Annotated in this window: 20 protein-coding genes and 1 pseudogene; 12 read left to right on the forward strand and 9 right to left on the reverse strand. The window is 42.5% G+C overall.

Annotation, left to right across the window (positions count from 1 at the left end; all coding sequences use genetic code 11):
* Positions 1-105 precede the first annotated feature (105 nt).
* On the forward strand, positions 106-1,353 hold the full coding sequence (locus tag KUL10_RS17705; protein WP_110430290.1) for a methionine gamma-lyase: 1,248 nt from the start codon (positions 106-108) through the stop codon (positions 1,351-1,353).
* A gap of 59 nt (positions 1,354-1,412) precedes the next feature.
* Here KUL10_RS17705 and chrA read toward each other — a convergent pair whose 3' ends face one another.
* From chrA to KUL10_RS17725, 4 genes are all read right to left on the reverse strand, one after another.
* The gene (gene chrA, locus KUL10_RS17710; RefSeq protein ID WP_110430291.1) at positions 1,413-2,573 is read right to left on the reverse strand and encodes a chromate efflux transporter; all 1,161 of its coding nucleotides are present in this window, start codon (positions 2,571-2,573) and stop codon (positions 1,413-1,415) included.
* A gap of 8 nt (positions 2,574-2,581) precedes the next feature.
* The gene (locus tag KUL10_RS17715) at positions 2,582-3,469 is read right to left on the reverse strand and encodes a DMT family transporter (RefSeq protein WP_110430292.1); all 888 of its coding nucleotides are present in this window, start codon (positions 3,467-3,469) and stop codon (positions 2,582-2,584) included.
* A 193-nt stretch (positions 3,470-3,662) separates the two neighbouring features.
* Positions 3,663-5,423, reverse strand: a complete 1,761-nt coding sequence (locus KUL10_RS17720; protein ID WP_110430293.1) for an acyl-CoA dehydrogenase family protein — start codon at positions 5,421-5,423, stop codon at positions 3,663-3,665.
* Positions 5,424-5,498: 75 nt separating this feature from the next.
* Positions 5,499-5,927: a hypothetical protein gene (locus tag KUL10_RS17725; RefSeq protein ID WP_110430294.1), complete on the reverse strand. Its 429-nt coding sequence runs from the start codon at positions 5,925-5,927 to the stop codon at positions 5,499-5,501.
* Between the two features lie 282 nt (positions 5,928-6,209).
* On the opposite strand from KUL10_RS17725, the gene KUL10_RS17730 reads away from it, so the two are divergent.
* The 4 genes from KUL10_RS17730 (at position 6,210) to KUL10_RS17745 (ending at position 13,691) form a co-directional block, all read left to right on the forward strand.
* On the forward strand, positions 6,210-7,280 hold the full coding sequence (locus KUL10_RS17730; RefSeq protein WP_110430295.1) for an efflux RND transporter periplasmic adaptor subunit: 1,071 nt from the start codon (positions 6,210-6,212) through the stop codon (positions 7,278-7,280).
* Entirely contained in the window at positions 7,280-10,426 is a 3,147-nt protein-coding gene (locus KUL10_RS17735; protein WP_110430296.1) for an efflux RND transporter permease subunit, read from the forward strand. The genes KUL10_RS17730 and KUL10_RS17735 overlap by 1 nt, the downstream gene beginning before the upstream one ends.
* Before the next feature lie 38 nt (positions 10,427-10,464).
* The gene (locus tag KUL10_RS17740; protein ID WP_110430297.1) at positions 10,465-11,667 is read left to right on the forward strand and encodes a trans-acting enoyl reductase family protein; all 1,203 of its coding nucleotides are present in this window, start codon (positions 10,465-10,467) and stop codon (positions 11,665-11,667) included.
* 146 nt (positions 11,668-11,813) lie between these two features.
* On the forward strand, positions 11,814-13,691 hold the full coding sequence (locus KUL10_RS17745; RefSeq protein WP_110430298.1) for a DUF885 family protein: 1,878 nt from the start codon (positions 11,814-11,816) through the stop codon (positions 13,689-13,691).
* 84 nt (positions 13,692-13,775) lie between these two features.
* Here KUL10_RS17745 and rpoD read toward each other — a convergent pair whose 3' ends face one another.
* The 4 genes from rpoD to rpsU all read right to left on the reverse strand — a co-directional run bounded on the left by rpoD (position 13,776) and on the right by rpsU (position 18,451).
* The gene (gene rpoD / locus KUL10_RS17750) at positions 13,776-15,602 is read right to left on the reverse strand and encodes an RNA polymerase sigma factor RpoD (RefSeq protein WP_199509311.1); all 1,827 of its coding nucleotides are present in this window, start codon (positions 15,600-15,602) and stop codon (positions 13,776-13,778) included.
* A gap of 285 nt (positions 15,603-15,887) precedes the next feature.
* Positions 15,888-17,666, reverse strand: a complete 1,779-nt coding sequence (dnaG, locus tag KUL10_RS17755; RefSeq protein WP_110430300.1) for a DNA primase — start codon at positions 17,664-17,666, stop codon at positions 15,888-15,890.
* Positions 17,667-17,681: 15 nt separating this feature from the next.
* Positions 17,682-18,125: a GatB/YqeY domain-containing protein gene (locus tag KUL10_RS17760; protein WP_110430301.1), complete on the reverse strand. Its 444-nt coding sequence runs from the start codon at positions 18,123-18,125 to the stop codon at positions 17,682-17,684.
* Positions 18,126-18,235: 110 nt separating this feature from the next.
* Entirely contained in the window at positions 18,236-18,451 is a 216-nt protein-coding gene (gene rpsU / locus KUL10_RS17765; protein ID WP_110430302.1) for a 30S ribosomal protein S21, read from the reverse strand.
* 292 nt (positions 18,452-18,743) lie between these two features.
* Between rpsU and tsaD the strand changes: the two genes are divergently transcribed.
* The 7 genes from tsaD (at position 18,744) to KUL10_RS17800 (ending at position 23,583) form a co-directional block, all read left to right on the forward strand.
* Positions 18,744-19,751: a tRNA (adenosine(37)-N6)-threonylcarbamoyltransferase complex transferase subunit TsaD gene (gene tsaD / locus KUL10_RS17770; protein WP_110430303.1), complete on the forward strand. Its 1,008-nt coding sequence runs from the start codon at positions 18,744-18,746 to the stop codon at positions 19,749-19,751.
* A gap of 213 nt (positions 19,752-19,964) precedes the next feature.
* Positions 19,965-20,321 (forward strand): dihydroneopterin aldolase, encoded by a 357-nt coding sequence (gene folB, locus KUL10_RS17775; protein ID WP_110430309.1) that lies wholly within the window; start codon positions 19,965-19,967, stop codon positions 20,319-20,321.
* A 71-nt stretch (positions 20,322-20,392) separates the two neighbouring features.
* Positions 20,393-20,893 (forward strand): 2-amino-4-hydroxy-6-hydroxymethyldihydropteridine diphosphokinase, encoded by a 501-nt coding sequence (gene folK / locus KUL10_RS17780; RefSeq protein WP_110430310.1) that lies wholly within the window; start codon positions 20,393-20,395, stop codon positions 20,891-20,893.
* The gene (locus KUL10_RS17785) at positions 20,890-21,687 is read left to right on the forward strand and encodes an undecaprenyl-diphosphate phosphatase (protein ID WP_110430304.1); all 798 of its coding nucleotides are present in this window, start codon (positions 20,890-20,892) and stop codon (positions 21,685-21,687) included. The genes folK and KUL10_RS17785 overlap by 4 nt, the downstream gene beginning before the upstream one ends.
* 63 nt (positions 21,688-21,750) lie before the next feature.
* Positions 21,751-22,113 carry a histidine triad nucleotide-binding protein gene (locus KUL10_RS17790; RefSeq protein ID WP_110430305.1) on the forward strand — a complete coding sequence of 121 codons (363 nt, stop codon included), beginning with the start codon at positions 21,751-21,753 and terminating at the stop codon, positions 22,111-22,113.
* 155 nt (positions 22,114-22,268) lie between these two features.
* Entirely contained in the window at positions 22,269-23,102 is an 834-nt protein-coding gene (locus KUL10_RS17795; protein ID WP_110430306.1) for an HDOD domain-containing protein, read from the forward strand.
* A gap of 76 nt (positions 23,103-23,178) precedes the next feature.
* Positions 23,179-23,583: a DUF1801 domain-containing protein gene (locus KUL10_RS17800; protein ID WP_199509309.1), complete on the forward strand. Its 405-nt coding sequence runs from the start codon at positions 23,179-23,181 to the stop codon at positions 23,581-23,583.
* Between the two features lie 32 nt (positions 23,584-23,615).
* Here KUL10_RS17800 and KUL10_RS18690 read toward each other — a convergent pair.
* Positions 23,616-23,865, reverse strand: a pseudogene (locus KUL10_RS18690) (transposase); the annotation flags it as partial.

Genomic DNA, 23,865 nt, shown 5'->3' on the forward strand with positions numbered 1-23,865 from the left:
TTTTAAAATTATATGCCATAAAATTTGTTTTTTGTTTGTTTATTCGCAAATTTATGCGTGTTAAGTGGCAGTATACTGTAGGTTGATTAATGTCGAGCTCTTAGTATGAAATACCAATCTAATAATTTTGAAACAAATGCTATTCACTTTGGATACAACGCACAAGAAAATGAGGGGGCACTAACACCGCCAGTTCATTTTACCTCAACATTTGCGTTTGAAACTGCCCAAGTCGGTGGTGAAATGTTTGCTGGTGAAAGAGAAGGCCATTTTTACACGCGTATTTCAAATCCAACCCTTTCATTATTGGAAGAACGCATGGCTATTTTAGAGCGAGCAGAATCAGCTTTAGCCACTGCGTCAGGCATGGGGGCAATAACGTCTACGCTTTGGACTTTTTTGCGCCCCGGTGACGAAATAATCGTTGATAAAACGCTTTATGGTTGCACTTTTTCTTTTTTAAATCATGGGCTCGCAGAGTTTGGCGTTAAAGTCATTCACATTGATTTAAGCGATAGTCAAGGTCTGAAACAGCATTTGACAAAGAATACTCGCGTTGTGTTTTTCGAAACGCCTGCAAACCCAAATATGAAACTGGTAGATATTCGTGAGGTATCCGCGATGGTACATGAGTTTAATCAAGACATTCGAGTGATCGTAGACAATACATATTGCTCCCCGTTCTTGTGTAATCCCATTGCTTTTGGCGCTGATTTAGTTATTCACTCTGCGACTAAGTATTTAGGTGGTCATGGAGATCTAGTAGCTGGTTTAGTAGTTGGTAACAAAGATGATATTCAAGCAATACGCTTATTTGGCTTGAAAGATATGACAGGTGCTGCACTTGCTCCTTTAAACGCGATGTTGATCATGCGAGGATTAAAGACGCTTGCGTTGAGAATGGAGCGCCATTGTGAAAACGCATTGAAAGTGGCGAAGTTTTTACAAAGTCATCCTAGCGTGAAAGAAGTTAGCTACCCAGGATTATCTTCTTTTAAATATCACAATCTTGCCCAGCAACAAATGAAAGGCTTTGGTGGAATGATCACCTTTGAGGTACACGGCGGGCTCGAAGCAGGTATTGCAATGATGAATCAATTAAATATGATTCAAAGGGCGGTGTCTTTAGGCGATGCTGAGACATTAATTCAGCACCCTGCGAGTATGACACATTCATCTTATACCCCTAAAGAACGGCTGTCGCACGGTATTAGCGATGGCCTGATAAGACTATCCGTTGGTTTAGAGTCAGTTGATGATATTTTGATGGATCTGAAGCAAGCGCTAAACTGCTGTGTGCCAGCCTCATTAGACGATAAAACTGATAAATTAGCTTCAGCTGAACTGGCATAGCAGCTGGGTTGTGGTTTAAACAGCAGAACATGAATTGCTCTGCTGTTTAACGTAGCCCTTCAAAAAAAGTAATTAGCCACGCTAACACCAACACTTAGGCCTAATAACCAAAGCAAAGATAAATGAAATCGAACTGCAATGATTAAACCCAAGGCGATCAACCCTAATTGAAGCGGTTCCTTAATTGTCGAACTCATTATTGGGTTGATGAGCGTAGCAGCAAGAATGCCAACCACAGCCGAACAAGCGCCTAGTGTTGCCCGTTTAAACCAGATGTATTGACTAAGTGTTTGCCAATACGGAAGCACAGCGATAACTAACAGAAACCCCGGTGCGAAGATAAGTAAGGTAGCGATTAGCGCATTTACCAACGCATTGTGTGTAAATCCAGCGTCGGTTGGTAATTCATAACCGAGATAACTAGCAAATGTGAATATGGGACCTGGTACAACTTGTGTGGCACCATATCCAGATATGAACACTTCACGTGAGATAAGCTCGGTATCAACCAAAGGCGCTTCTAACAATGGCAAAACCACATGCCCGCCGCCAAATACCAATGCGCCAGCTTGATAAAATAGAACAAAATCGCTAGCAATCGCTAAGATCACAAACACCCCAACGAGCAACACTAAAGATATAGATGCACTGTGTGCTGAGATATTAATTGAAAGGGTTTGCTTTTGGCTAATTACTTCGTTTTTAATTGACCAAGCGCCTATCAACATACTCATTATAATTGTCGCACCCATCACCCAAGCGTGTTCAAATACAATGCTTATAATCATCGCGATAAGTGCTATAGAGTATGTCAAAACACTGTTGCAAAAGTTTTTACGCATGCCAATCACAGCCTGAAATACAACGAAGACGGCTAACACCTTAAGACTATCAACTGCTAACAACAACCACTCGCTACCAAGCCATTGTTGGGCTAGGTTAGCAAAACAAATCAATACAATGACAGATGGCATCGTGAATGCAAAAAACGCAATTAATGCCCCCCATAAACCGCCCCTTAGCCATCCAAGGCAAAAGCCAACTTGTGAACTAGCCGGGCCAGGTAACACTTGGCAAATTGCTACAAGTTCAGCGTATTGTTCATCGCTTAACCACTGTTTTTGTTCTACAAATACTCTGCGAAAATAGCTCAAATGTGCGACCGGACCGCCAAAAGCTGTGCAACCTAGTTTTAAAAAGCTAAAGAAAATGTCTGACATGATTTTAATTACTTATATTTGATCACCAAACTAACCCCGCCGAGAATCATGATTGAAGCAATGATTAATGATAAACTAAGCGCCTCATTCAACAGCAAGACACCCGCTATACTGGCGAAGACAGGTACACTCAATTGCATACTTGCAGCGCTCGTACCTCTTAGCTTAGGTAATACTGCATACCATATTGCATAACCGATCCCAGATGTGATCGTTCCTGAAATGAGCGCTAGAAATAAGCCTTGGCGTGAAAGGTGTATGGTTCCGTTTGAGACAAGGTAAGCACTAAAGCCTACACACGCTAGCACGCTTGCTCTTAAAAAGTTGTCTGTTGTAGATAGTGTTGCATTTGCAACGCTTTTGCCTTTTATGGAGTATACCCCCCAGGCAATGCCCGCTAAAATCATCAACAGGCTTGCAATTGCCCACGTATTTACCGAGTCTATTTGCAGCTTATCACTATTAGGAAATAGCAAGTAAATAAGTCCAAAAATGGCAGTAATAAACCCAAACCATTGAAGTGTTACCAACCTCTCACCTGATAAAAGGCTATAAAGCATCATGGTAATTTGTACACTGCCAAACAGTAATAGCGCACCTAAGCCTGCAGGTAGTGCAATATAAGCAAACGAAAAACCAGCGGCATAAACAAACAATGCAGAAGCAGATAACCAGTCTCCGTTATTCACTACCTGTTTTATTGTAGAAGCTTGCTTGAGAACAAGCACAAGTATTATTAGTGTAACAGCACCTGATATTAATCTAATAAGTGTGAACGATGCGGGGTCAATGGCTTGCTCATACAGCGCCAGTCGGCATAAAACTGAATTGGCTGCAAACGCAAGTAGAGCGATAAGGCTGTAGAGATATAATCGAACATAGGATGATGTTTTCAAAGTAATTAGATTGCTTTTGGTTTAGAGGGATATTTATTTAGCGTTACATTATAACTGTATAGAAACATCAGCGTGAGTCAAACCTAAGTTTCTAGCACAAAGGAGTTTACGTTAAGATTGATTAGTTGTTAGCAAAAAAAGAGTCCGAACGTGCACTCTTTTTTTGACACTGATTAAGTTACATTATTTAACCTTACACATAGTCGAACTCTTGATCTGCATGTGCAAGCAAATCATCCGAATTGTCCAATATAACTGCCTTGTGGTTGTCTTTGCGTGGTAAAAGGCGCTTTATATAAAAATCTGCTGTTTTGGCTTTACCCTTTGCAATCAATTCGTTGCTATTCACGGATGCCACATCTGCCATACTTTGCCATAACACACCTAAAATAATATAAGAGCTGTAATGCAAATAGTCAGTTGCAGCGCCAGCTGCATCTTCAGGCTTTGCGCCTAACAAGCCATGCGACACTTCTTTCCATTCTTGCAGCAGTGAATTTGCATGTGATTGCCTCTGCGCATCGCTAATTGAAGATACTTTATTACTCAATAACTCATACGTGGCAGTCATCATGTGGCCACCATCACGGGTGAGTTTTCGACCAATCAAGTCAGCCGCTTGAATGCCATTAGTACCTTCATACAGTTGCGCAATGCGGGTATCACGCACTAACTGTTCCATACCCCATTCACGCACATAACCATGGCCACCGTACACTTGGATACCAAGATTGGTAACTTCTGTACCCATGTCAGTCATAAAGCCTTTACAAATGGGGGTAAGAAAAGCGAGTACCTGTTTTGCCTTTTGCTTAACATCTCCATCAGTGTACTTCTCGACGTCCATTTGTTGAGCATATAGGAGCGACAGAGCCCGACAGCCCTCAGTCAACGCCTTTTGAGTTAGTAGCATTTTACGTACGTCTGGTTGATGAATAATAGCGTCTGCTTTTTGCTCTTTTTGTTGAATACCCTGAGGCGCTCTGGATTGCAAGCGCTCTCGGGCGTATGTTAATGAGCCTTGATAAGAGGCTTCAGCTGCACCTAAACCCTGCAGTCCGACTTGAAATCGTGCATCGTTCATCATTGTGAACATACAAGCTAAGCCATTATTTTCTTCACCGACAAGCCATCCAGTCGCGCCGTCATAATTCATCACGCAAGTTGGACTGGCTTTGATCCCCATTTTCTTTTCAATACTGCCCACACCCAAATTATTTGGGGTTGCAGGTTCTCCGCTTTCATCAAGCAGAAATTTAGGCACTAAAAACAGACTAATTCCTTTCACTCCTGCAGGTGCGTCAGGCAGTCTAGCAAGCACTAAATGGATAATATTTGATGTCCAATCTTGATCACCACCCGTAATAAAGATTTTATTACCCGTGATAGCATACGAACCGTCACCATTAGGTATTGCTTTAGTACTAAGCAAGGCTAAATCAGTTCCTGCGTGGGGTTCTGTCAGGTTCATTGTACCTGTCCATTCACCGCTAATTAATTTTGCTAGGTATTGATCCTTCAATGCTTGAGAAGCGTGTTTATCGACTGCAAGCACCGCGCTTTCTGTTAACATTGTCGTTAAACGCCAGCTTAAATTGGCAGCATTTAACATTTCGTGAACGGGTACCGCAGCAGAATAAGGTAAATCTTGACCGTCATACTCAGGATTACCTAGCATCGCATTCCAACCGTTCGCAATATACTCTTGGTAGGCTTGTGCAAACCCTTCTGGTGTAGTGACTTTTCCATCAACCAGTTTTGCACCTATTTCATCACCTTCTCGGTTTAATGGCGCGACGGCGTCCTCGGCAAACTTTGCACCTTGTGAAATTACTTCGTTGACTAGCTCAAAATCAAAATCTTGAGCGCCGATATTTTGGTAATGCTCGTCTAGTGCAAGCCAGTCCTTTAGCAAAAACTGATAGTCCGCTAAGGGTGCTTTAAACTGAGGCATAGGATCTCCTGAATTTGTATGTGTGTTAAAAGATATAGTTACCTAGGGTGTTAAATACATTGATACGTCACTTAATCAATATTGCTCATTTTCATGACTCATTTGAAAAATCTCTGCGTCACTCAATATTTCCGTGCGTCCTTGGGCGACGTAGGCATCTCTAATTAAAATTAAGTCTTTGGGATGTTGCCAAGCCTCATAACGCGTTACAAATGGGTCAATAAAACCGATTCTGTCGATACTTTCATTAATCCAGCTTGGAGCATCTATGACTTCTTCAGTGCCCTCAAAGCCCCCACCTAAATGACAGGCATAAATTCTCAAGCCTTGAGCTGTGACCCCCAGCAATTGAGCGACTTTTACATTTAAACCTGTCTGTTCCCACATGTGACGATGAGCGCCGCATTGTGATGTTTCGGTTTGTGAAAGAAAATTGCCTCTGGGCAGGTCTATCGCGTTAGATTGCTCATGTTTAACCGTAAGAAGCCCATCTTGAATGCGCACTAGGCAAGCACCATTTCCTTGATGAGTATCTCTATAGTCAATATGAACTCTACAGGAAGGAGCAGGGGGGGGCGCTTGCGTGCATCCAACTAAAGTCAAAAGAAATAAAATTATAATAGTGTAAGTTTTCAATCTAGAACCTACAATTAGCAGTATGTATTGCGTTTAGACATGCACCTTAAAGCGCATTGAGCATTGAATCAAGTAAATCGAATCGTTATTCGCAAAAAAAGCAAGAACTCTGCAAGAACGCGACGTTTCGGTACTAAATTAGGAAAAGTAATGACCAAGTTTGTAAAAGTATCCCCTCTTTTAATCGGTGTTTTAGCCTTGGTGGGTTTTCTAATCTATCTTAATTGGCCTCAAGATGAAGCAAAACAAGGCGCGGGAAGGGCTGCTAGCGAAACCCCAGTTGTGGTTGCCCCCGTGGCGATGGAAGAGTTTCCTCTCATTATTGAAGCCTTGGGAACGGCTGTCGCCAATGAATCAGTGATAATTACCGCACAGGAAGCTGATGTCGTAAAAAATATCTACTTTGAGGATGGTGAAACAGTTGAAAAGGGTAAATTGCTATTAGAGCTTAATAATGCTGAAGAGTTAGCTCGTCTCAACGAACTTAAGGTCAATATCGCAGAAGCGAAGCGACAACTAAATAGAGTGAAAGGGTTGGCAAAAGAAAGTGCCGCCTCTGAGCAGTTACTAGATGAACAAAAAGCGCGTGTAGATGCATTAGAGTCACAAGAAGATGTGATTAAAGCTCAATTAAGAGAGCTACAGATTTTTGCTCCATTTACCGGTACTTTGGGGATCCGTGAAGTCAGTATTGGTAGTTTAGTTCGCCCCGGAGATACAATCACGACACTGGATGATTTGAGTAGAGTGAAAGTCGATTTTAGTGTATCTGAATCCCATTTAGCTAGCCTTGCTGTTGGGCAAAGTGTATTCGCTAAATCCGTGGCTTATCCCGGGCAAGAGTTTGAAGGCAAAATTACCAGTATCGATTCACGAATAGATCCTATCACTCGTTCAGTTCAAATTCGCGCTCAAATACCCAACGAACAAAACCTTCTCCGCCCGGGGCTTCTGTTGCAGATCAACTTACAAAAGCGTGTCTTGGATACCTTAGTGATTCCAGAAGCGGCACTGATTCCTGAAGGCAATTCGCAGTCAGTATATGTCGTTAATAGTGAAAACAAAGCAATAAAAACGAGAGTGATTGTTGGACAACGCCGCCCTGGCCTAGTTGAAATAATTGATGGGCTTTCACCTGGACAACGAGTAGTAGTAGAGGGCACCTTGAAAATGCGTCCAAATGCGAGTGTAAGGGTGCTAAATGACGGGAGTACTCAATAATGTTGCTGTCAGATATTTCTGTAAAAAGGCCTGTATTTGCGTCGGTTATTAACCTCCTTCTGTTGGTGTTTGGTATCGTTGCAATAAGCTTTTTATCATTGCGTGAGTATCCAGACATCGACCCTCCCGTTGTGTCAATAACGACACAGTATCCGGGGGCGTCAGCCGAAATTATAGAGACGCGAATCACTCAACTAATTGAAGATCGTATTAGTGGTATTGAAGGGATTAAGAATGTTAGCTCTTCTAGCCAAAATGGCCGCTCAAATATCACCATCGAATTTAACCTTTCACGAGACATCGACGCTGCTTCAAATGACGTGAGAGAGAGAGTCTCTCGTGTCCTTAACAACCTTCCTGACCAAGCGCTGCCTCCTGAAGTCGCAAAATCAAATTCTGACGAGGATGTTATCGTTTGGTACAACTTACGCAGTACTAACCTGGACACGATGGAGTTAACTGATTATGCCGATCGCTTTATTGTTGATCGCTTATCTACTGCAGATGGTATCGCGCGAATTGTCTTAGGAGGCGGGCGTACTTATGCGATGAAAGTCTGGTTAGATCGCAATGCAATGGCGGCTAGAGGCATCACGGTTGATGACGTAGAACGAGTCATTCGCTCCGAGAATGTTGAGTTGCCAGCTGGACGTGTTGAATCTAACGAACGTGATTTTGATGTGAGAGTCGCACGAAGCTTCCTGAATCCTAGTGATTTTGCTGAATTGACGGTAAAAGCGGGTATCGATGGGTATCTTATTCGCTTGGGTGAAATTGCGAAGGTCGAACTTGCCGCCGAAGACGATGAAACCGATTTTAGAGGTGACGGTGTGAATATGATTGGTTTGGGGATTGTTAAACAGTCTAAAGCCAATACACTAGAGGTCGCGCGCTCTGCAAGAGAAGCCATTCAACGAATAGAGCAAACCTTGCCAAGTAATATTTTTATTGTGCCAAGTTATGATTCTTCGGTGTTTATCGAAGAGTCGATTAACGAAGTATACAACACACTAGCGATAGCAATGATCATGGTTATCATTGTTATCTATGTGTTTTTAGGTAACGTACGAGCAACGTTGATACCAGCGATAACGGTACCTATCTCGCTGGTTGCAGCATTTATGGTGATGTATATGCTCGGCTTTTCCATCAACCTACTTACTTTGCTAGCCCTTGTGCTTGCAATAGGTCTAGTTGTTGATGACGCCATAGTTGTCTTAGAGAACATATACCGCAGAATTGAATTAGGAGAGCCTCCGATTCTCGCTGCCTACAGGGGAGCAAGAGAGGTGGGTTTTGCGGTCATTGCGACTACCTTAGTATTAATTTCAGTATTTGTTCCTTTAGTCTTTTTGGAGGGGAACATTGGGCGTTTGTTCACTGAATTTGCGCTTGCAATTGCAGCCGCTGTCGCGTTTTCAAGTTTTACCGCGCTAACGCTCTCTCCTATGCTCGCATCAAAGATCTTGAAGAAGCGCGAACGCAGTTCAGGGTTTGGTTTATGGGTTGATAGATCCTTTAAGAAACTTGAACAACGCTATTACAATTCTTTAGGGGTTACCATCAAGCAACCGTTTGTGATGGCTTTACTCGTTATTGTCAGCATTGCATTGTTACTGCAGTTACAGAGTAAAATTCCTGAAGAATTTGTACCGCGAGAAGATCGAGGAAACTTCTTTATATTAATGCAGGCCCAAGAAGGCGCCAGTTTTGAAAGCAACTCTCGCAACTTAAAACAAATAGAAGATATTTTATTACCATATAGAGATACGGGCGAATTTAAACGGGTATTAGTAAGAACACCTGGGTTTGGTGGTACAGCTGGAATTGCGATAGTGGGGGCAGCTGACTGGGATACTAGAGAGCGTTCTACCTTTGAAATGATGAATGAGGTGAGTGGTAAACTTTCTCAACTACCTGATGTTCGCGCTTTTGCCATCATGCGCTCTGCAATTGGCGGACGTGGCTTGGGCAGGCCGGTTCAGTTTGTTTTGCAAGGTAACACTTATGAAGAGTTAATCGAATGGCGTGATATTGTCATTGAAAAGGCTTCAGAGAATAAAAAGTTGCTGCGCCTAGATTCAGATTACAAAGAAACATCTCCGCAACTCTTAGTTAATATTGATAGAGATCGTGCTGCCGATTTAGGCGTATCAATTTCAGAAATTGGCCGCACATTAGAAACCATGCTTGGCCAACGCCGCGTGTCGACCTACCTTGATAGGGGCCAAGAATATGACGTCATCCTAGAGGGTTGGGAAGCTGACTTTAGAAGCCCCTCAAGCATCGATAATATTTACGTTCGTTCTCAACGGACCAACGAACTTATCCCTATGGATAACTTGCTGAGCATCAAAGAACAAGCGACCTCAAATCAACTCAATCGCTACAATCGCATGCGAGCCGTCACGATCAGTGCAAATCTTGCCGATGATTACACTGTTGGTGAAGCCCTTGCTTACCTTGAAAACATTGTGGCCACAGAATTACCAGAAGAGGTATCAATTGACTATAAAGGTGAGTCTTTATTGTATCAAGAGTCTGGTTCGTCGTTTTTATTCATTTTTGCTTTGGCGCTTGCGGTAACCTATTTAGTATTAGCAGCTCAGTTTGAGAGTTGGATACATCCATTGGTTATCATGTTTACTGTGCCTTTGGCGCTAGTAGGTGCTTATGTGGGATTATATCTGTCAGGCATGTCGGTTAATATCTACAGCCAAATTGGGTTAGTGATGTTGATTGGACTAGCTGCCAAGAATGGTATTTTAATTGTTGAATTTGCAAATCAGTTGAGAGATGCCGGAATTGAATTCGAAGAGGCATTGAAACGTGCTGCAATGTTACGTTTACGCCCTATCGTAATGACTGGTTTTACGACGGTTTTCAGTGCTTTGCCATTAGTACTTGCTTCAGGGCCCGGTTCTGAATCTAGAGCAGTGATTGGAATGGTTATTTTTGCAGGTGTGTTATTTTCTGCGTTTATGACACTGTTTATTATTCCAACCGCATACTCATATCTCGCAAGAGGAACAGGTTCACCGCAAAAACGAACTAATAAGTTAAATGAATTGGAGCAAGAAATCCCATATAAAAAAGGCGATGACGAAGAAGCCGAAACCACGGCAAGTCAAATAGTACCTAAATAATTAATATCCACCTATAGAAGTGGTTAAAAGGATAAAACATGACAGAAAGCACCAAGGCCTATGATTTGATTTTACACGGCGCGACATCTTTTGTTGGTCAAATCATGACTGAGTATTTGGCTAACTATCAATCAGAAAGTTATTCATGGGCGATATCGGGAAGAAGTGAATCAAAGTTGCTAGCACTCAAAAACCGTTTGGGTTTAAATATTGAACACTTTATTGCCGATGCGGCTGATGAGTCTTCTTTGAGCGCGATTTGCGAACAGACTAAAGTGGTTGTGAGTACGGTTGGACCATATGCCTTATATGGTGAAGCGCTGATAAAAGCTTGTGTAACGTCAGGTACTGACTACTGTGATTTGACGGGCGAGCCACAATGGATAAAAGCCATGTTAGATAAGTATGAGTCACAGGCTCAAACAAGCGGCGCGCGGATTGTGCACTGTACTGGTTTTGATTCAATACCTTCAGACATTGGCGTGTATAGTTTGCAAAAGCGCGCAATCGAACGCACAGGTCAGCCAGCTAAACATGTGAAAATGCGTGTACGTAAAATTAAGGGGGCTGCATCTGGTGGCACTATCGCCAGTATGATGAACGTGCTTAAAGAAGCAAAAGAAGACCCTCAGTTACGAAAAGCGTTGGTCAATCCTTACGTTCTTTGTCCAAGCAATCACGGGTTTACAGTAAGGCAAAAGAATCACAAGAAGGCTGAACAAGATAAGCAATTGAAAATGTGGACAATGCCATTTGTGATGGCGGCTATCAATGAGCGCGTTGTTCATCGTTCAAATGCATTACTTGATAATATGTATGGCTCTGAGTTTAGATATGACGAAGCCATGTCGGCTAAAACAGCGTCACAGGCATGGACATTTACACTGGGCCTTGGCGCATTTATGTTGGGTGCAAGTGTTTCGCCGATTCGTTCCTTATTAGAATCGTATGTATTACCTAAACCTGGGGAGGGTCCAAGCCCTGAAGAACAACTCAATGGAATGTTTGATATGCGCTTCTATGCGAACTTAGAAGACAATCAAAAAATAGTCATAAAAGTTGAAGGAGATCGCGACCCGGGCTATGGTTCAACAGCAAAAATGTTGGCTCAATCTGCGCTTTGTTTAGCCAAAGATGTACCTGATTTAGCCGGTGGTTTTTGGACACCTGCTTCCGCGCTAAATGAGGCTTTAATTTCTCGTTTAAGTACTCATGCAGGCGTAATCGTCTCGGAACTTTAGGACTTGCTCTCGGCCTCTGCATAGACAAGACACACTTTGTTGCAAATCTAAAAAGCTGCATTTAATGATGCAGCTTTTTTTATAGGGTATGCTTGGATGACAAGTATTAAATTATAAAAATAACAATTCACTGGGAGAATATATAAATGAAACTTACTTTAATTGCGCTAGCGACGACTATTGCGTTAGCCGGCTGCTCACCAGCATCAAATACATCGTCACCTGCTTCAGCTCCGCAGGCAGCGCAGAGCTTCAGCGCAGAAGAAATTCAACAAGAAACTCAAAAAATGAATGAGTGGTTTGAGCAGAAATACGAAGCGCAAGTCATGAATAGCCCAATTCAGCTGACCATGTTAGGAAGAGATGAGCGCCAAGGTGAAATTGATGAATTTACCGTTGAGGCTATGGATAAGCAAATGGCAGAAACGATTGCGAATGCCGAAGAACTAAAAGCGAGCATCAATTACGACAAATTAAGCGATGGCGGTAAGATTTCATATGATATTTGGATGTATCAAGCCGAACGCGCAATTGAAGCTGATAAATTCAGAAATAACAGCTATGTGTTTGATCAAATGCAAGCGGTTCACACTTTCTTTCCGCAACTGTTGATTTCTTTTCATCGAGTAGAAGATGCTGAGGATATGCAAAACTATTTGTCGCGCATAAAAGGCAGTGCAATTGCGGTTGAGCAGCTTATTACAGCATCTAAAACTGTGGCTGAAAATGGCGTTCGCCCACCTTATTTTGCCTTTGATGCTACGATAGAAAGTGCGCAAAAGATTATCACTGGTGCACCCTTTACCGAAGGGGACGACAGTGCACTATGGGCCGATGCAAAAGCAAAAGTGGCAGGTTTAGTGCAAGCTGAAAAGTTGGAGCAAAGTGCAGCTGATGCCTTACTTGCCGATATCCAAGCAGCTTTGCAAGGCGAATTTCAAGCAGCTTACCAAAACTTGATCGCTTGGCAGCAAGAAGATCGTGTTAATACGTCACCTGATGCGAAAGGTGTCAGTGCCTTACCTAATGGTGTGGCATATTACGAAGAGCGTTTAGCTAACCAAACCACGACTAATCTCACCGCTAATGAAATTCACGAAATTGGCTTATCAGAGGTGGCTAGGCTGCGCGCTGAAATGGTGAAAATTAAAGAAGAATTTGGTTTTGAGGGAAGCTTACCCGAGTTCTTTACTTTCTTGCGTGACACTAAAGACGATGAGCGTTTGTATTACCCTAATAATGACGAGGGCAGACAAGGGTATATCGATGACGCTACTGCAGCCATTGATAAAATAAAAGCGGAGTTACCTAACTACTTCGGTATCTTGCCCAAGGCCGATATGGTAGTAAAACGCGTTGAAGCCTTTAGAGAACAAGACGGTGCTGCTCAGCATTACTTCCCTTCTACACCAGATGGCTCACGCCCAGGTGTTTACTATGCTCATTTATCAGATATGACCTCGATGCCAAAGCGCGAGCTTGAAGTCATTGCTTATCACGAAGGGCTTCCAGGCCACCATATGCAAATTGCTATTCAGCAAGAACTTGAAGGTGTGCCGACATTCAGAACACAAGCTGGTTTTACTGCATATTCTGAAGGTTGGGCCTTATACTCGGAATGGTTGGCAAAACAAATGCCAGCGACCTTTGAAGACCCATTATCTGAATTCGGTCGTTTAGGCTCTGAAATTTGGCGCGCAATACGCTTAGTTGTCGATACGGGCCTTCATGCAAAAGGTTGGACTGAGCAAGAAGCTATCGACTACTTCAAAGCCAATTCTGCAGTAACCGAAGAGCAAGCCATTTCTGAAGTACGCCGCTACTTGGTTTTACCGGGGCAAGCCACAAGCTACAAAGTGGGAATGCTTAAGATTCAAGAACTACGAGCTGATGCAGAGAAAAAGCTAGGCGATAAGTTCGATATTAAAGGCTTCCACGACACCGTGTTAGGCGGTGGAGCAATGCCATTGTCGATATTAGAGCGCAGAGTTCAGCAATGGGTTGCTAAGCAGGGCGCTGCTTAGTTAACAAATTGAAGCATAAAAAAAAGCCGCTGATTTTAAAATCAGCGGCTTTTTTGTATCAAGCGATGTTATTCGTCTAAGAAGCTATTCATCTAAAAAGCTACGAAGCTGCTCAGAGCGACTAGGATGACGAAGCTTGCGAAGGGCTTTGGCTTCGATTTGACGAATACGCTCACGCGTTACGTCAAACTGTTTGCCTACTTCTTCGAGTGTATGGTCGGTGTTCATGTCGATACCGAAGCGCATACGCAATACTTTAGCTTCTCTTGCAGTTAGGCCTGCTAAGACTTCTTGTGTGGCATCTTTAAGACTTCCGCCAGTGGCTGAGTCTAGAGGCTGCACAATGTTACTATCTTCGATAAAGTCACCTAAGTGCGAATCTTCATCATCGCCGATAGGTGTTTCCATTGAGATAGGCTCTTTTGCAATCTTAAGCACCTTGCGTATTTTGTCTTCTGGCATGATCATGCGTTCTGACAATTCTTCAGGTGTTGGTTCGCGACCCATTTCTTGTAACATTTGACGAGAGATACGGTTAAGTTTATTAATCGTTTCAATCATATGTACCGGAATACGAATGGTACGTGCTTGGTCAGCGATCGAGCGAGTGATTGCTTGACGAATCCACCATGTTGCGTAAGTCGAGAACTTATAGCCACGGCGATATTCAAACTTATCAACTGCTTTCATTAGACCGATGTTACCTTCTTGAATGAGATCCAAGAATTGTAGGCCACGGTTAGTGTATTTTTTAGCGATTGAAATAACGAGACGAAGGTTAGCTTCGACCATCTCTTTCTTCGCACGGCGTGCCTTAGCTTCACCGATTGACATGCGACGATTAATGTCTTTAATGTCTGGAATGATGAGGCCAGTTTCGGCTTCAACAGCGTTCATCTTGCTGATGCTACGCTCAATTTCTTCTTTAAACTCGACAAGCTTTGGTATGTATGGCGCGTCGGTTTCAAGCATGTCATATAGCCACTGAGTGCTTGTTTCGTTGCCCGCAAATGCCTTGATGAAATCTTTCTTAGGCATTTTTGCGTTAACAACGCAGTACTTCATGACAAGGCGTTCTTGAATACGTACACGGTCCATCATGCTGCGCATGTTTTTAACCATGCGGTCAAACTGCTTTGGTACAAGTCTGAATTCTTTGAATACTTCACTGAGTTCGTTGATCTGAGCGCGCGCGTCTTTGTGTGAACGACCTTTAGATTCGATCATTTCACGCGTTTTGCTGTACTGCTCACGAAGGGCGGTGAATTTTTCACGCGCTAACTCCGGATCTGGACCTGTATCCTCTTCTTCTTCGTCATCTGCATCGTCGTCATCTTCGTCTTCTAACTCTTCTTCAGATAATTCAGAGCCAACGTGTGTTGCAGTGGGTGCAACATCTTGCTCGTTTGGATCGACAAAGCCGATGATGATGTCACTAAGACGAATTTCTTCAGCTTCAAACAAGTCCCATTGGTCTAGCAAATACGTGATTGCTTCTGGGTACTCAGCAACTGAACACTGAACTTGGTTGATACCGTCTTCGATGCGCTTAGCAATTTCAATTTCGCCTTCGCGTGTAAGTAGTTCTACCGTGCCCATTTCTCGCATATACATGCGAACAGGGTCGGTGGTTCTGCCTATCTCACTTTCAACGGTGGCTAATGCTTGGGCCGCGGCTTCTGCCACGTCTTCGTCTGCGGTGGTTTCTTGCATGAGTAATTCATCAGAATCTGGCGCCGATTCTGATACTTGAATACCCATGTCGTTTATCATTCGGATGATATCTTCTATCTGATCCGAATCTACTATGTCTTGGGGAAGGTGGTCGTTGACCTCGGCAAAAGTTAAATAACCTTGCTCTTTACCCTTGGCAATCAGGAGTTTGATCTGGGACTGCTTGCTTTGCACAATATACCTTACACTAAATTGGGAGTTGTTAAACGCGTACTGCCGAATAATAACTCATTGATTAATCAGCGGTTTTCAACCCGTTAAACGATGCTAATGTAAGCTACCATTAGCTGTCTTTACCGAAGCGTTCGCGAATTAGCTAGTATACCACATAATGTGGATTATTTTCTACACAATAAGCCATACGGGCTAAATTTAAATAAAGATTGCGGTCGCCTTAAAATGATTATCGACCAAACTGTAAATAGGACAACGCGTATTTACTTTTTATTTATGCTTTATTTACTAACTTTGATGCTTCGCTTTCATCTGTTTTTGTAACAATAAACTCAATTCTTGCTCTTCTGTCGGGCTCAAGGCACTGAATCTTGATTTTGCTTTTAGTGCTTCAAGGCGTGCATTAATATGAGCACTAATCAGTGATTTGAAGCTGTCAAAGTACTCCCTGACTAAATCTACATCTTCAAAAATATCACTGACGGCTACCGCTTCGATATGCTTAACATGGGGGTGACTTCTAAATGCTTCAAGTACCCTTGCGGCATTACTGTCTGGATTTTGTTGGCAATATTCATGAACCTCTACCAACACGCTTATCCCTTTGATGTTTAAATGCTTGATAGACTGAATCTTAACTTCTTGATATTGGCTAGCAAAAGACGGGTGATTGATTAAGATCTTAAGCAGGGCCCGAACAGGTGTCGCTTGAAGTTTTGGCTTTTTAAAGTCTTGCTCAAAGGGTTTACGCTGTTGCATACCCGAAGAAGTTGGACCATCGTTGATTGCTTGTGCATCTCCGCAAATTTTGGCCAGTTCATTCAACAATAATTCTTTTTGATTTTCGCCTGATATTTTTTCAATCAGTGGTTTGGCTTGTGAGCGCAGTGCCGCTTTCCCTTCTATACTGCTGACATCATGTTGACTGAGCAAGGTTTCAAAGAAAAATTTAGAAAGAGGTTGGGCATCTTGATAAAGCGCTTCAAATTTTTCTTTGCCAATCTGGCGCACCATTGTGTCTGGATCTTCACCATCCGGTAAGAACATAAACTTCATGATACAGCCATCTTTTAAATAAGGCAGCGCGTTTTCTAGTGCTCTCCAAGCCGCGGTTCTTCCCGCTTTATCGCCGTCGTAACAACAAATAACCTGAGGCGTGGACTTGAATAACATTTGCACATGTTCTGGTGTCGTTGCCGTGCCCAGCGCCGCAACGGCGTAGTCAATGCCAAACTGACTTAAGGCGACCACGTCCATATAACCTTCGACGACTAAAACTTGTTCTAGCTTACGGTTGGCTTGTCGTGCTTGGTATAGTCCAAACAACTCATAACCTTTATGAAAAATGGGGGTTTCAGGGCTGTTTAAATATTTGGGGCCATCGTCCTGCATGACCCTTCCGCCAAATCCAACTACACGACCGCGTTTATCTCTGATTGGAAACATCACTCGGTTCCTAAAAAAATCAAAGCGCTTTTTATTATCGTTTTCGTTGATTAATTTAAGTTCGAGTAGCCGTGATTGTTTATGTTCATCTGCACCAAATGTTTTTAACACCGCATCCCATTCAGGTGGCGCAAAACCGATGTCCCACGCTTTGACGATATCACCCGTGAGTCCACGGCTTTTTAAATAGTCAACCACACTGGCAGATTGTGCATGATGTTTAAGTTGGTGCTGGAAAAAGCGAGTAACGCTTTCCATCAACGCATAGTCTTGTTCGCGTTGTGATTTTTGTTCGGGTGTTGTTTGAGTAAAGTTACCTTTTTCTCTGGGGACTTCTAAACCATAAATACTGGCGAGTTCTTCGATCGCTTCGGGAAATTCTAAGCGATCAAACTCCATTAAAAACGAGACGACATTACCTTTCGCGCCACAACCAAAGCAATAATAAAACTGTTTTTCTTGGCTAACTGAAAATGAGGGGCTTTTTTCGTTGTGAAACGGGCAGCAGGCTTGATGATTTTTGCCTGCTTTTTTGAGCTTCACACGCGCATCGACAATATCAACAATGTCGGCACGCGAGATGAGGTCGTCAATAAAGTCTCTGGGAATTCTGCCAGCCATTGGGTTTATATAACCTTAGGCTAGTTTAGCTTTGATTAACCCGCTTACTTTACCCATATCAGCTCGACCTGTTAATTTTGGCTTTAACATGCCCATGACTTTACCCATGTCTTGCATCGAGCTTGCACCTGTAGCTTCCATCGCTTCGTCGATCAAAACAGAAATTTCATCATCTGTTAGCGCTTTGGGTAAAAAGCGCGATAGCACTTCGATTTCAGCTTCTTCAACGGCGACTAAATCGTCGCGGCTAGCCGCTTTAAATTGAGTAATGGATTCGTTGCGTTGCTTAACCATTTTAGTCAAAATTTGTAGTAAATCAGCATCTGTGACTTCTACTCGCTCATCCACTTCTTTTTGCTTAACTGCAGCAAGCGCCATTCTGATCGTTGAAAGCGTGGCTTTGTCTTTAGCGCGCATTGCATCTTTTTGTGCTTCTTTTAATGATTCTAATAATGTCATGCTTCGATCCTTTGTTTTTATATTTTGAGCGACAAACAAAAACGGGTGTCTATAAAGACACCCGTTTTCTAAAACTGTTTACGATTAAATCGTATACGAGTAAAGGTACCTTAGTACAACTTCACGCGGCGTGCGTTTTCGCGCGCTAGTTTTTTCATGTGACGTTTTTTAGCAGCTGCTTTCTTGCGCTTACGCTCCCAAGTCGGCTTTTCAAAAAACTCGCGACGGCGAACTTCTGAAAGTACACCTGCTTTTTCACATGAACGTTTGAAACGACGTAATGCGATGTCAAACGGTTCGTTATCTCTTACTTTAACGATTGGCATTAATATCTCACCTTAGATAAATAAATCAACCGGGTAGTAGTTAATTTAAGTACCCGGGCTAAAAAATGGTGCGGAATACTAAATCTTTACATGCCTTTTGTAAAGTAATTTAGTATAAAAACAACAAATAAATCTTGGTTTTCCGACGCAGGCGCGCAGTATATACTAGCGCCTTCATATATGCACCATTTGAAGCCCTGAAAAGCGAAGATTTGTGCATTAGCGCTTACACCATTATATCTATATGGTTAAGTATCTGTCGCCCGTTGGTAGGCTCAAATAAGGTAAGTGAATGAAAGTATTGGGAATCGAAACTTCTTGTGATGAAACCGGTATCGCAATTTATGATAGTGAGAACGGTTTACTTGCTCACGAATTGTATAGCCAAGTAAAACTTCACGCTGATTATGGCGGTGTTGTTCCTGAATTGGCTTCACGTGACCATGTGCGCAAAATTATTCCTTTAATTCAACGCACCTTGGACAGTGCAAATTTAACGTCCAGCGATATTGACGGACTTGCTTTTACAAGAGGGCCCGGTTTAGTGGGTGCTTTATTAGTAGGTGCTTCTGTTGGTCGCAGTATTGCCTATGCATGGGATGTCCCTGCCGTTGGTGTGCATCATATGGAAGGGCATTTACTCGCGCCGATGTTAGATGACAATGCACCTGAGTTTCCATTCGTTGCATTGTTAGTGTCGGGTGGTCATAGCATGATTGTCGATGTCAAAGGCATTGGTCAGTACGAAGTGTTAGGCGAATCACTCGATGATGCAGCGGGTGAAGCTTTTGATAAAACCGCTAAATTACTAGGTTTGGATTACCCTGGCGGTCCATTGCTAGCAAAATTAGCTGAAAAAGGTGAGGCAGGGCACTATAAGTTCCCTCGGCCTATGACGGACCGTCCAGGTCTAGACATGAGTTTCAGTGGTTTAAAAACGTTTGCAGCTAACACTATTCGTGCCGCCGCCGACGACCCTCAAGTCAAAGCGAATATTGCCTATGCTTTTCAAGAAGCCATTGTTGATACTTTATTCATCAAGAGCATGCGCGCATTAAAACAAACAGGTCGAAAGCGCATAGTCATGGCAGGAGGCGTCAGTGCAAATCGCTATTTAAGAGATAAATTTGCAGAAGAAAGTCGTCGTAAAAGCTTCGAAGTTTATTACCCCGCGTTCGAATATTGCACAGATAATGGTGCCATGATTGCTTATGCAGGCTGTCAGCGATTGCTAAAAGGCGAACGAGTCTCGTTGGATATGCAAGCAAAACCGAGGTGGCCGCTGGATTCGTTGGCCTAATACTTCTGCTCTCAAATTAGTAGCCAACTTTAAGTTAGCGAATTGTATGAAGCAGGTGGTCATAAATGTGAAAACGATTGCATATACATTAAACACTACAGTGCGTTACAATTGCGCCAAATTGCACGCGTAGATCCAATCAAAAGCCCTATTAGTCGGGCTTTGTTTGGTTACACAAACCCAATGCAAAACCCAAGAAAGAACACCAAAAGAATGGATTTAGTTAAAATAGAAGGCTTGTCATTACAAGCACTCATCGGCGTTTATGAGTTTGAACGCCATGCAAAGCAACGCGTGATCGTCGATCTTGTGATGCATACTGATTTTTCAAAAGCGGGTGCAACAGATGACGTTACTTACACAATTGACTACGGAAAAGTGGCTGAGCGTTTAGGTGAACTAGCTGATAAATGTGAGTTCAAACTGCTCGAAGCGTTGGGTGCACAGATGTCTGATATGATTTTTAAAGAATTTGCTCCTGAAAAAATTGAACTAACACTTAGCAAGCCCGATATTATCGACAATGCAGATAACGTAGCGATTACCTTGATTCGGGAACGAAAATCGTGATCGACACAAGCGACTCATTCTCTAATACCGACGCTTGTTCCGACTTAGGGGCTAGCGCAGCCGACAGGCCAATGCACAAAATTCTTATCAGCACTGGCAGCAATATCGACAAAGACAAACATACTCAAGCAGGTTTTGACCAGCTTGCCGATGCCTTTGATAATATTAGTGTTTCGAGCGTTTTTGAAAGTCAATCCGTTGGTTTTAAAGGCGACACTTTTTATAACGCAGTTGTATCAGCAGAAACTGATATGTCTTTGTCGCAAGTCTGTGACGTATTAAAAGCAATCGAAACAAAGAATGGGCGTGTCAGACAAGCTGAAAAGTTCTCTTCGCGCACACTCGATTTAGATCTTCTGTGTTTCGATAATATGGTCTGTGATAATCCAATCGTATTACCCAGAGAAGAAATACTTTTCAATGCCTTTGTTTTGCAACCCTTAGCTGAACTTGTTCCCGAGGATATTCATCCTGTTGTTCAAAAAACGTATGCCCAATTATGGGAAGACTATGATAAATCCAAACAAAAACTATGGATTTCAGATTTTACATGGAGCCGTGACCCCCAATGACACTTTTTGAAATTATTATTCTGGCCATCATTCAAGGTTTAACTGAATTTTTGCCTATATCAAGTTCAGCCCATTTAATCCTGCCCGCTGAAATATTAGGATGGCGAGATCAAGGTCTTGCATTTGATGTAGCGGTGCACGTAGGAAGTCTGTTAGCCGTTATTATTTATTTTCGCAAAGAGATTGTCGATTTAACCATTGCCTGGTTTTCTCATGGTTTTAGTAAAGTACAAACTAACGAAAGCAAGCTGGCTTGGATGGTGGTTGTGTCTACTATTCCTGCGGCCACGTTTGGCTTTTTAATGAAAGATTGGATTGCCCTAAATGCCCGCACGGCTATTGTTATTGCTATCACGACCATCGTCTTTGGTTTATTGCTTTGGTATGCAGACGTCAAAGCCAAGCAAGTTAAAACCGTCAATAACATTGGTCTTAAAGAAGCGATTGTTATTGGCTTAGCACAAGCGATTGCAATCATTCCAGGCACTTCACGATCAGGTATCACCATGACAGCTGGTTTGATGATGGGCCTTGACCGCGAGAGTTGTGCAAAATATTCATTCTTATTATCGATCCCAATTATTTTAGGGGCTGGACTTAACGCAACCCTTGATCTAGCAGGCGCAGAGCATGCTGTTAATTGGAATGAACTAGCCTATGGAGCCGGCTTTTCGTTTGTCGCTGCATACCTATGTATATTTTTATTTTTGAGTTGGATTTCTAGAATCGGTATGTTGCCTTTTGTGTTGTACCGCTTGGCTTTGGGTTGTGTACTTTTGTACATGGTGCTGTAACGTACGTGTGATTTTAGTTAACTATATGAATATGAACCAACAGCACTTTGGGAAAAATATAGAATGAGTGAAACAATCTTCACAAAAATTATTAATAAGCAAATCCCTGCCGATATATTATTTGAAGATGATCGTGTCCTCGCGTTTAAAGACATCAGTCCTCAGGCGCCAGTGCACTTTCTTGTAATACCTAAAAAACCGATTGCAACGACAAATGATATTCAAGCTGAAGACGAAGCTGTTGTTGGGTACATGCATCGAATTGCTGCTCGCATTGCAGCGGAATTAGGTGTTGCAGGTGATGGATTTCGCACCGTAATGAATTGTAATGCTCATGGCGGACAAACGGTTTACCACATCCATCTTCATGTATTAGCAGGTAAACCATTGGGTTGGCCGCCTTATCAGGAAAGGCTAAAAGAGTAAGTATTAGCAGAATAAATGTCGTGAATGTCGCATTGGCGTAAACTTCAGCTAGACTTACCTTCGAAACGAAGTTGCAGTGATACATATTGCTGTAAAACGTACAAAAGTGAAGGGGCTACATGCCCTGTACTTTGAGATATAATAAGGTTCAATTCATGTCTACACAAAACGCTTTGCTGACCATTTTGGTTGAAAAAATTAATAATGACACCCTAGTGTTACCCACCTTACCAGCAATTGCTTTAAAAGTTCGAAAGTCAGCCGACGACCCCAATATCAACTTAAACGGGATGGCAGAAGTTGTCGGGCAAGATCCATCATTGAGTGCGCGGATGATTAAAATATCAAACAGCGCTTATTTAGGTAGACAAGTCAAAGTCCAATCAGTGACGCAAGCCGTAACTCGCATCGGTCTGGCCCAGGTGAAAAACATCGCAACCGCCCTAGCGATGGAGCAACTGTTCGTTTCTAAAAACGAAGTTGTTAAGAAATATATGTCAATGAAGTGGAACGATACCATCGAGATAGTTGCCAATGCACTCGCGGCGTTGATGACCTATCAAAAAGAAACGGGAAACAAAAATCTTGCGCTCGACACGATGACACTTTGCGCACTTGTCGCAAATATAGGTGCATTGCCAGTTTTAACAGAAGCGGAGCGACACGACAGTGTGTTTGCCAACCCAACGTTTTTAGATGTTGCCATCGACAAGCTGGCAGGAAGAATAGGCGGCAGCATCATGCGTGAATGGCAGTTTAATGATGTATTCATTACATGTGCTGAATATTGGAGAGAATTAGCATTTGGTAAAGAAGACGTATCATACATTGACTTTGTGCGATTAGGCGCAGCATTAGCGAAGCAAGTGGATAACCCTGAAGATTACTTAAACGCCGCTCAAGCGAAAGGTATTTTTGAAGATGTCGACGTTTACCAAACTGATGAATTCATAGAAATGCGAGATAATGCGAAAACAATCTTTGCATAAATGTTAATAAATTGTTATAAAAAACCAGTGCTTGCACTGGTTTTTTTTTGTTTGAAATTAGGGAGGGAATCTTTTAGTGGTAGATGAATTATTAGCTGCGATTGAAAATAAATCGCGTCAAAACGATGCCTTAAAGCTGCTCCCTCTGATGCAAGAATGGTCAGGTTACAAACCTCATCAAGCTGGTTCGATGGTTGGTTTTGGTCGCTATCATTATCGGTATGAAAGTGGTCGCGAGGGTGATTTTTTCGTAACGGGCTTTGCTCCTAGAAAGCAAAATATTGCTGTTTATATTATGCCTGGATTCGAAGCATTCGAGCCCTTGCTAGAAAAACTCGGAAAGCACAAGATCGGAAAGTCCTGTCTTTATATCAATAAACTAAGCGATATCGATATCTCAGTATTAGGTGAAATTGTCAGTTTGTCTGTGTCTATGATGAAAGAGAAGTATCCGTGTTCTGAGTTTATTGAGCATGTTTGATGTTAAGGAATAAAAGGGTCAGTGTTAATTAATCATAAAACCTTGGGGCGGCCTCGTGTTGCTGATTTTAGCTTCATTCCAGTTAACTCGGCGACTTGTTGTTTAAATTTACTGTTGCCTAAAACAATTTCTTTTTGGGTACAATGACGTATATCGTCTATTAGGTCTTGTTTGAGTTGGTGCTCAAATAGTCTTCTGTATGCAATGAGTCGTTGGCACTTATTGGTTCCTAACTGTGTGTAAAGAGGGTGAGGCTCAATGAGTGAGGAATGCTTACCGAGA

This window comes from Glaciecola sp. KUL10, assembly GCF_003203515.1.
In the GTDB taxonomy this organism is placed as follows: domain Bacteria; phylum Pseudomonadota; class Gammaproteobacteria; order Enterobacterales; family Alteromonadaceae; genus Glaciecola.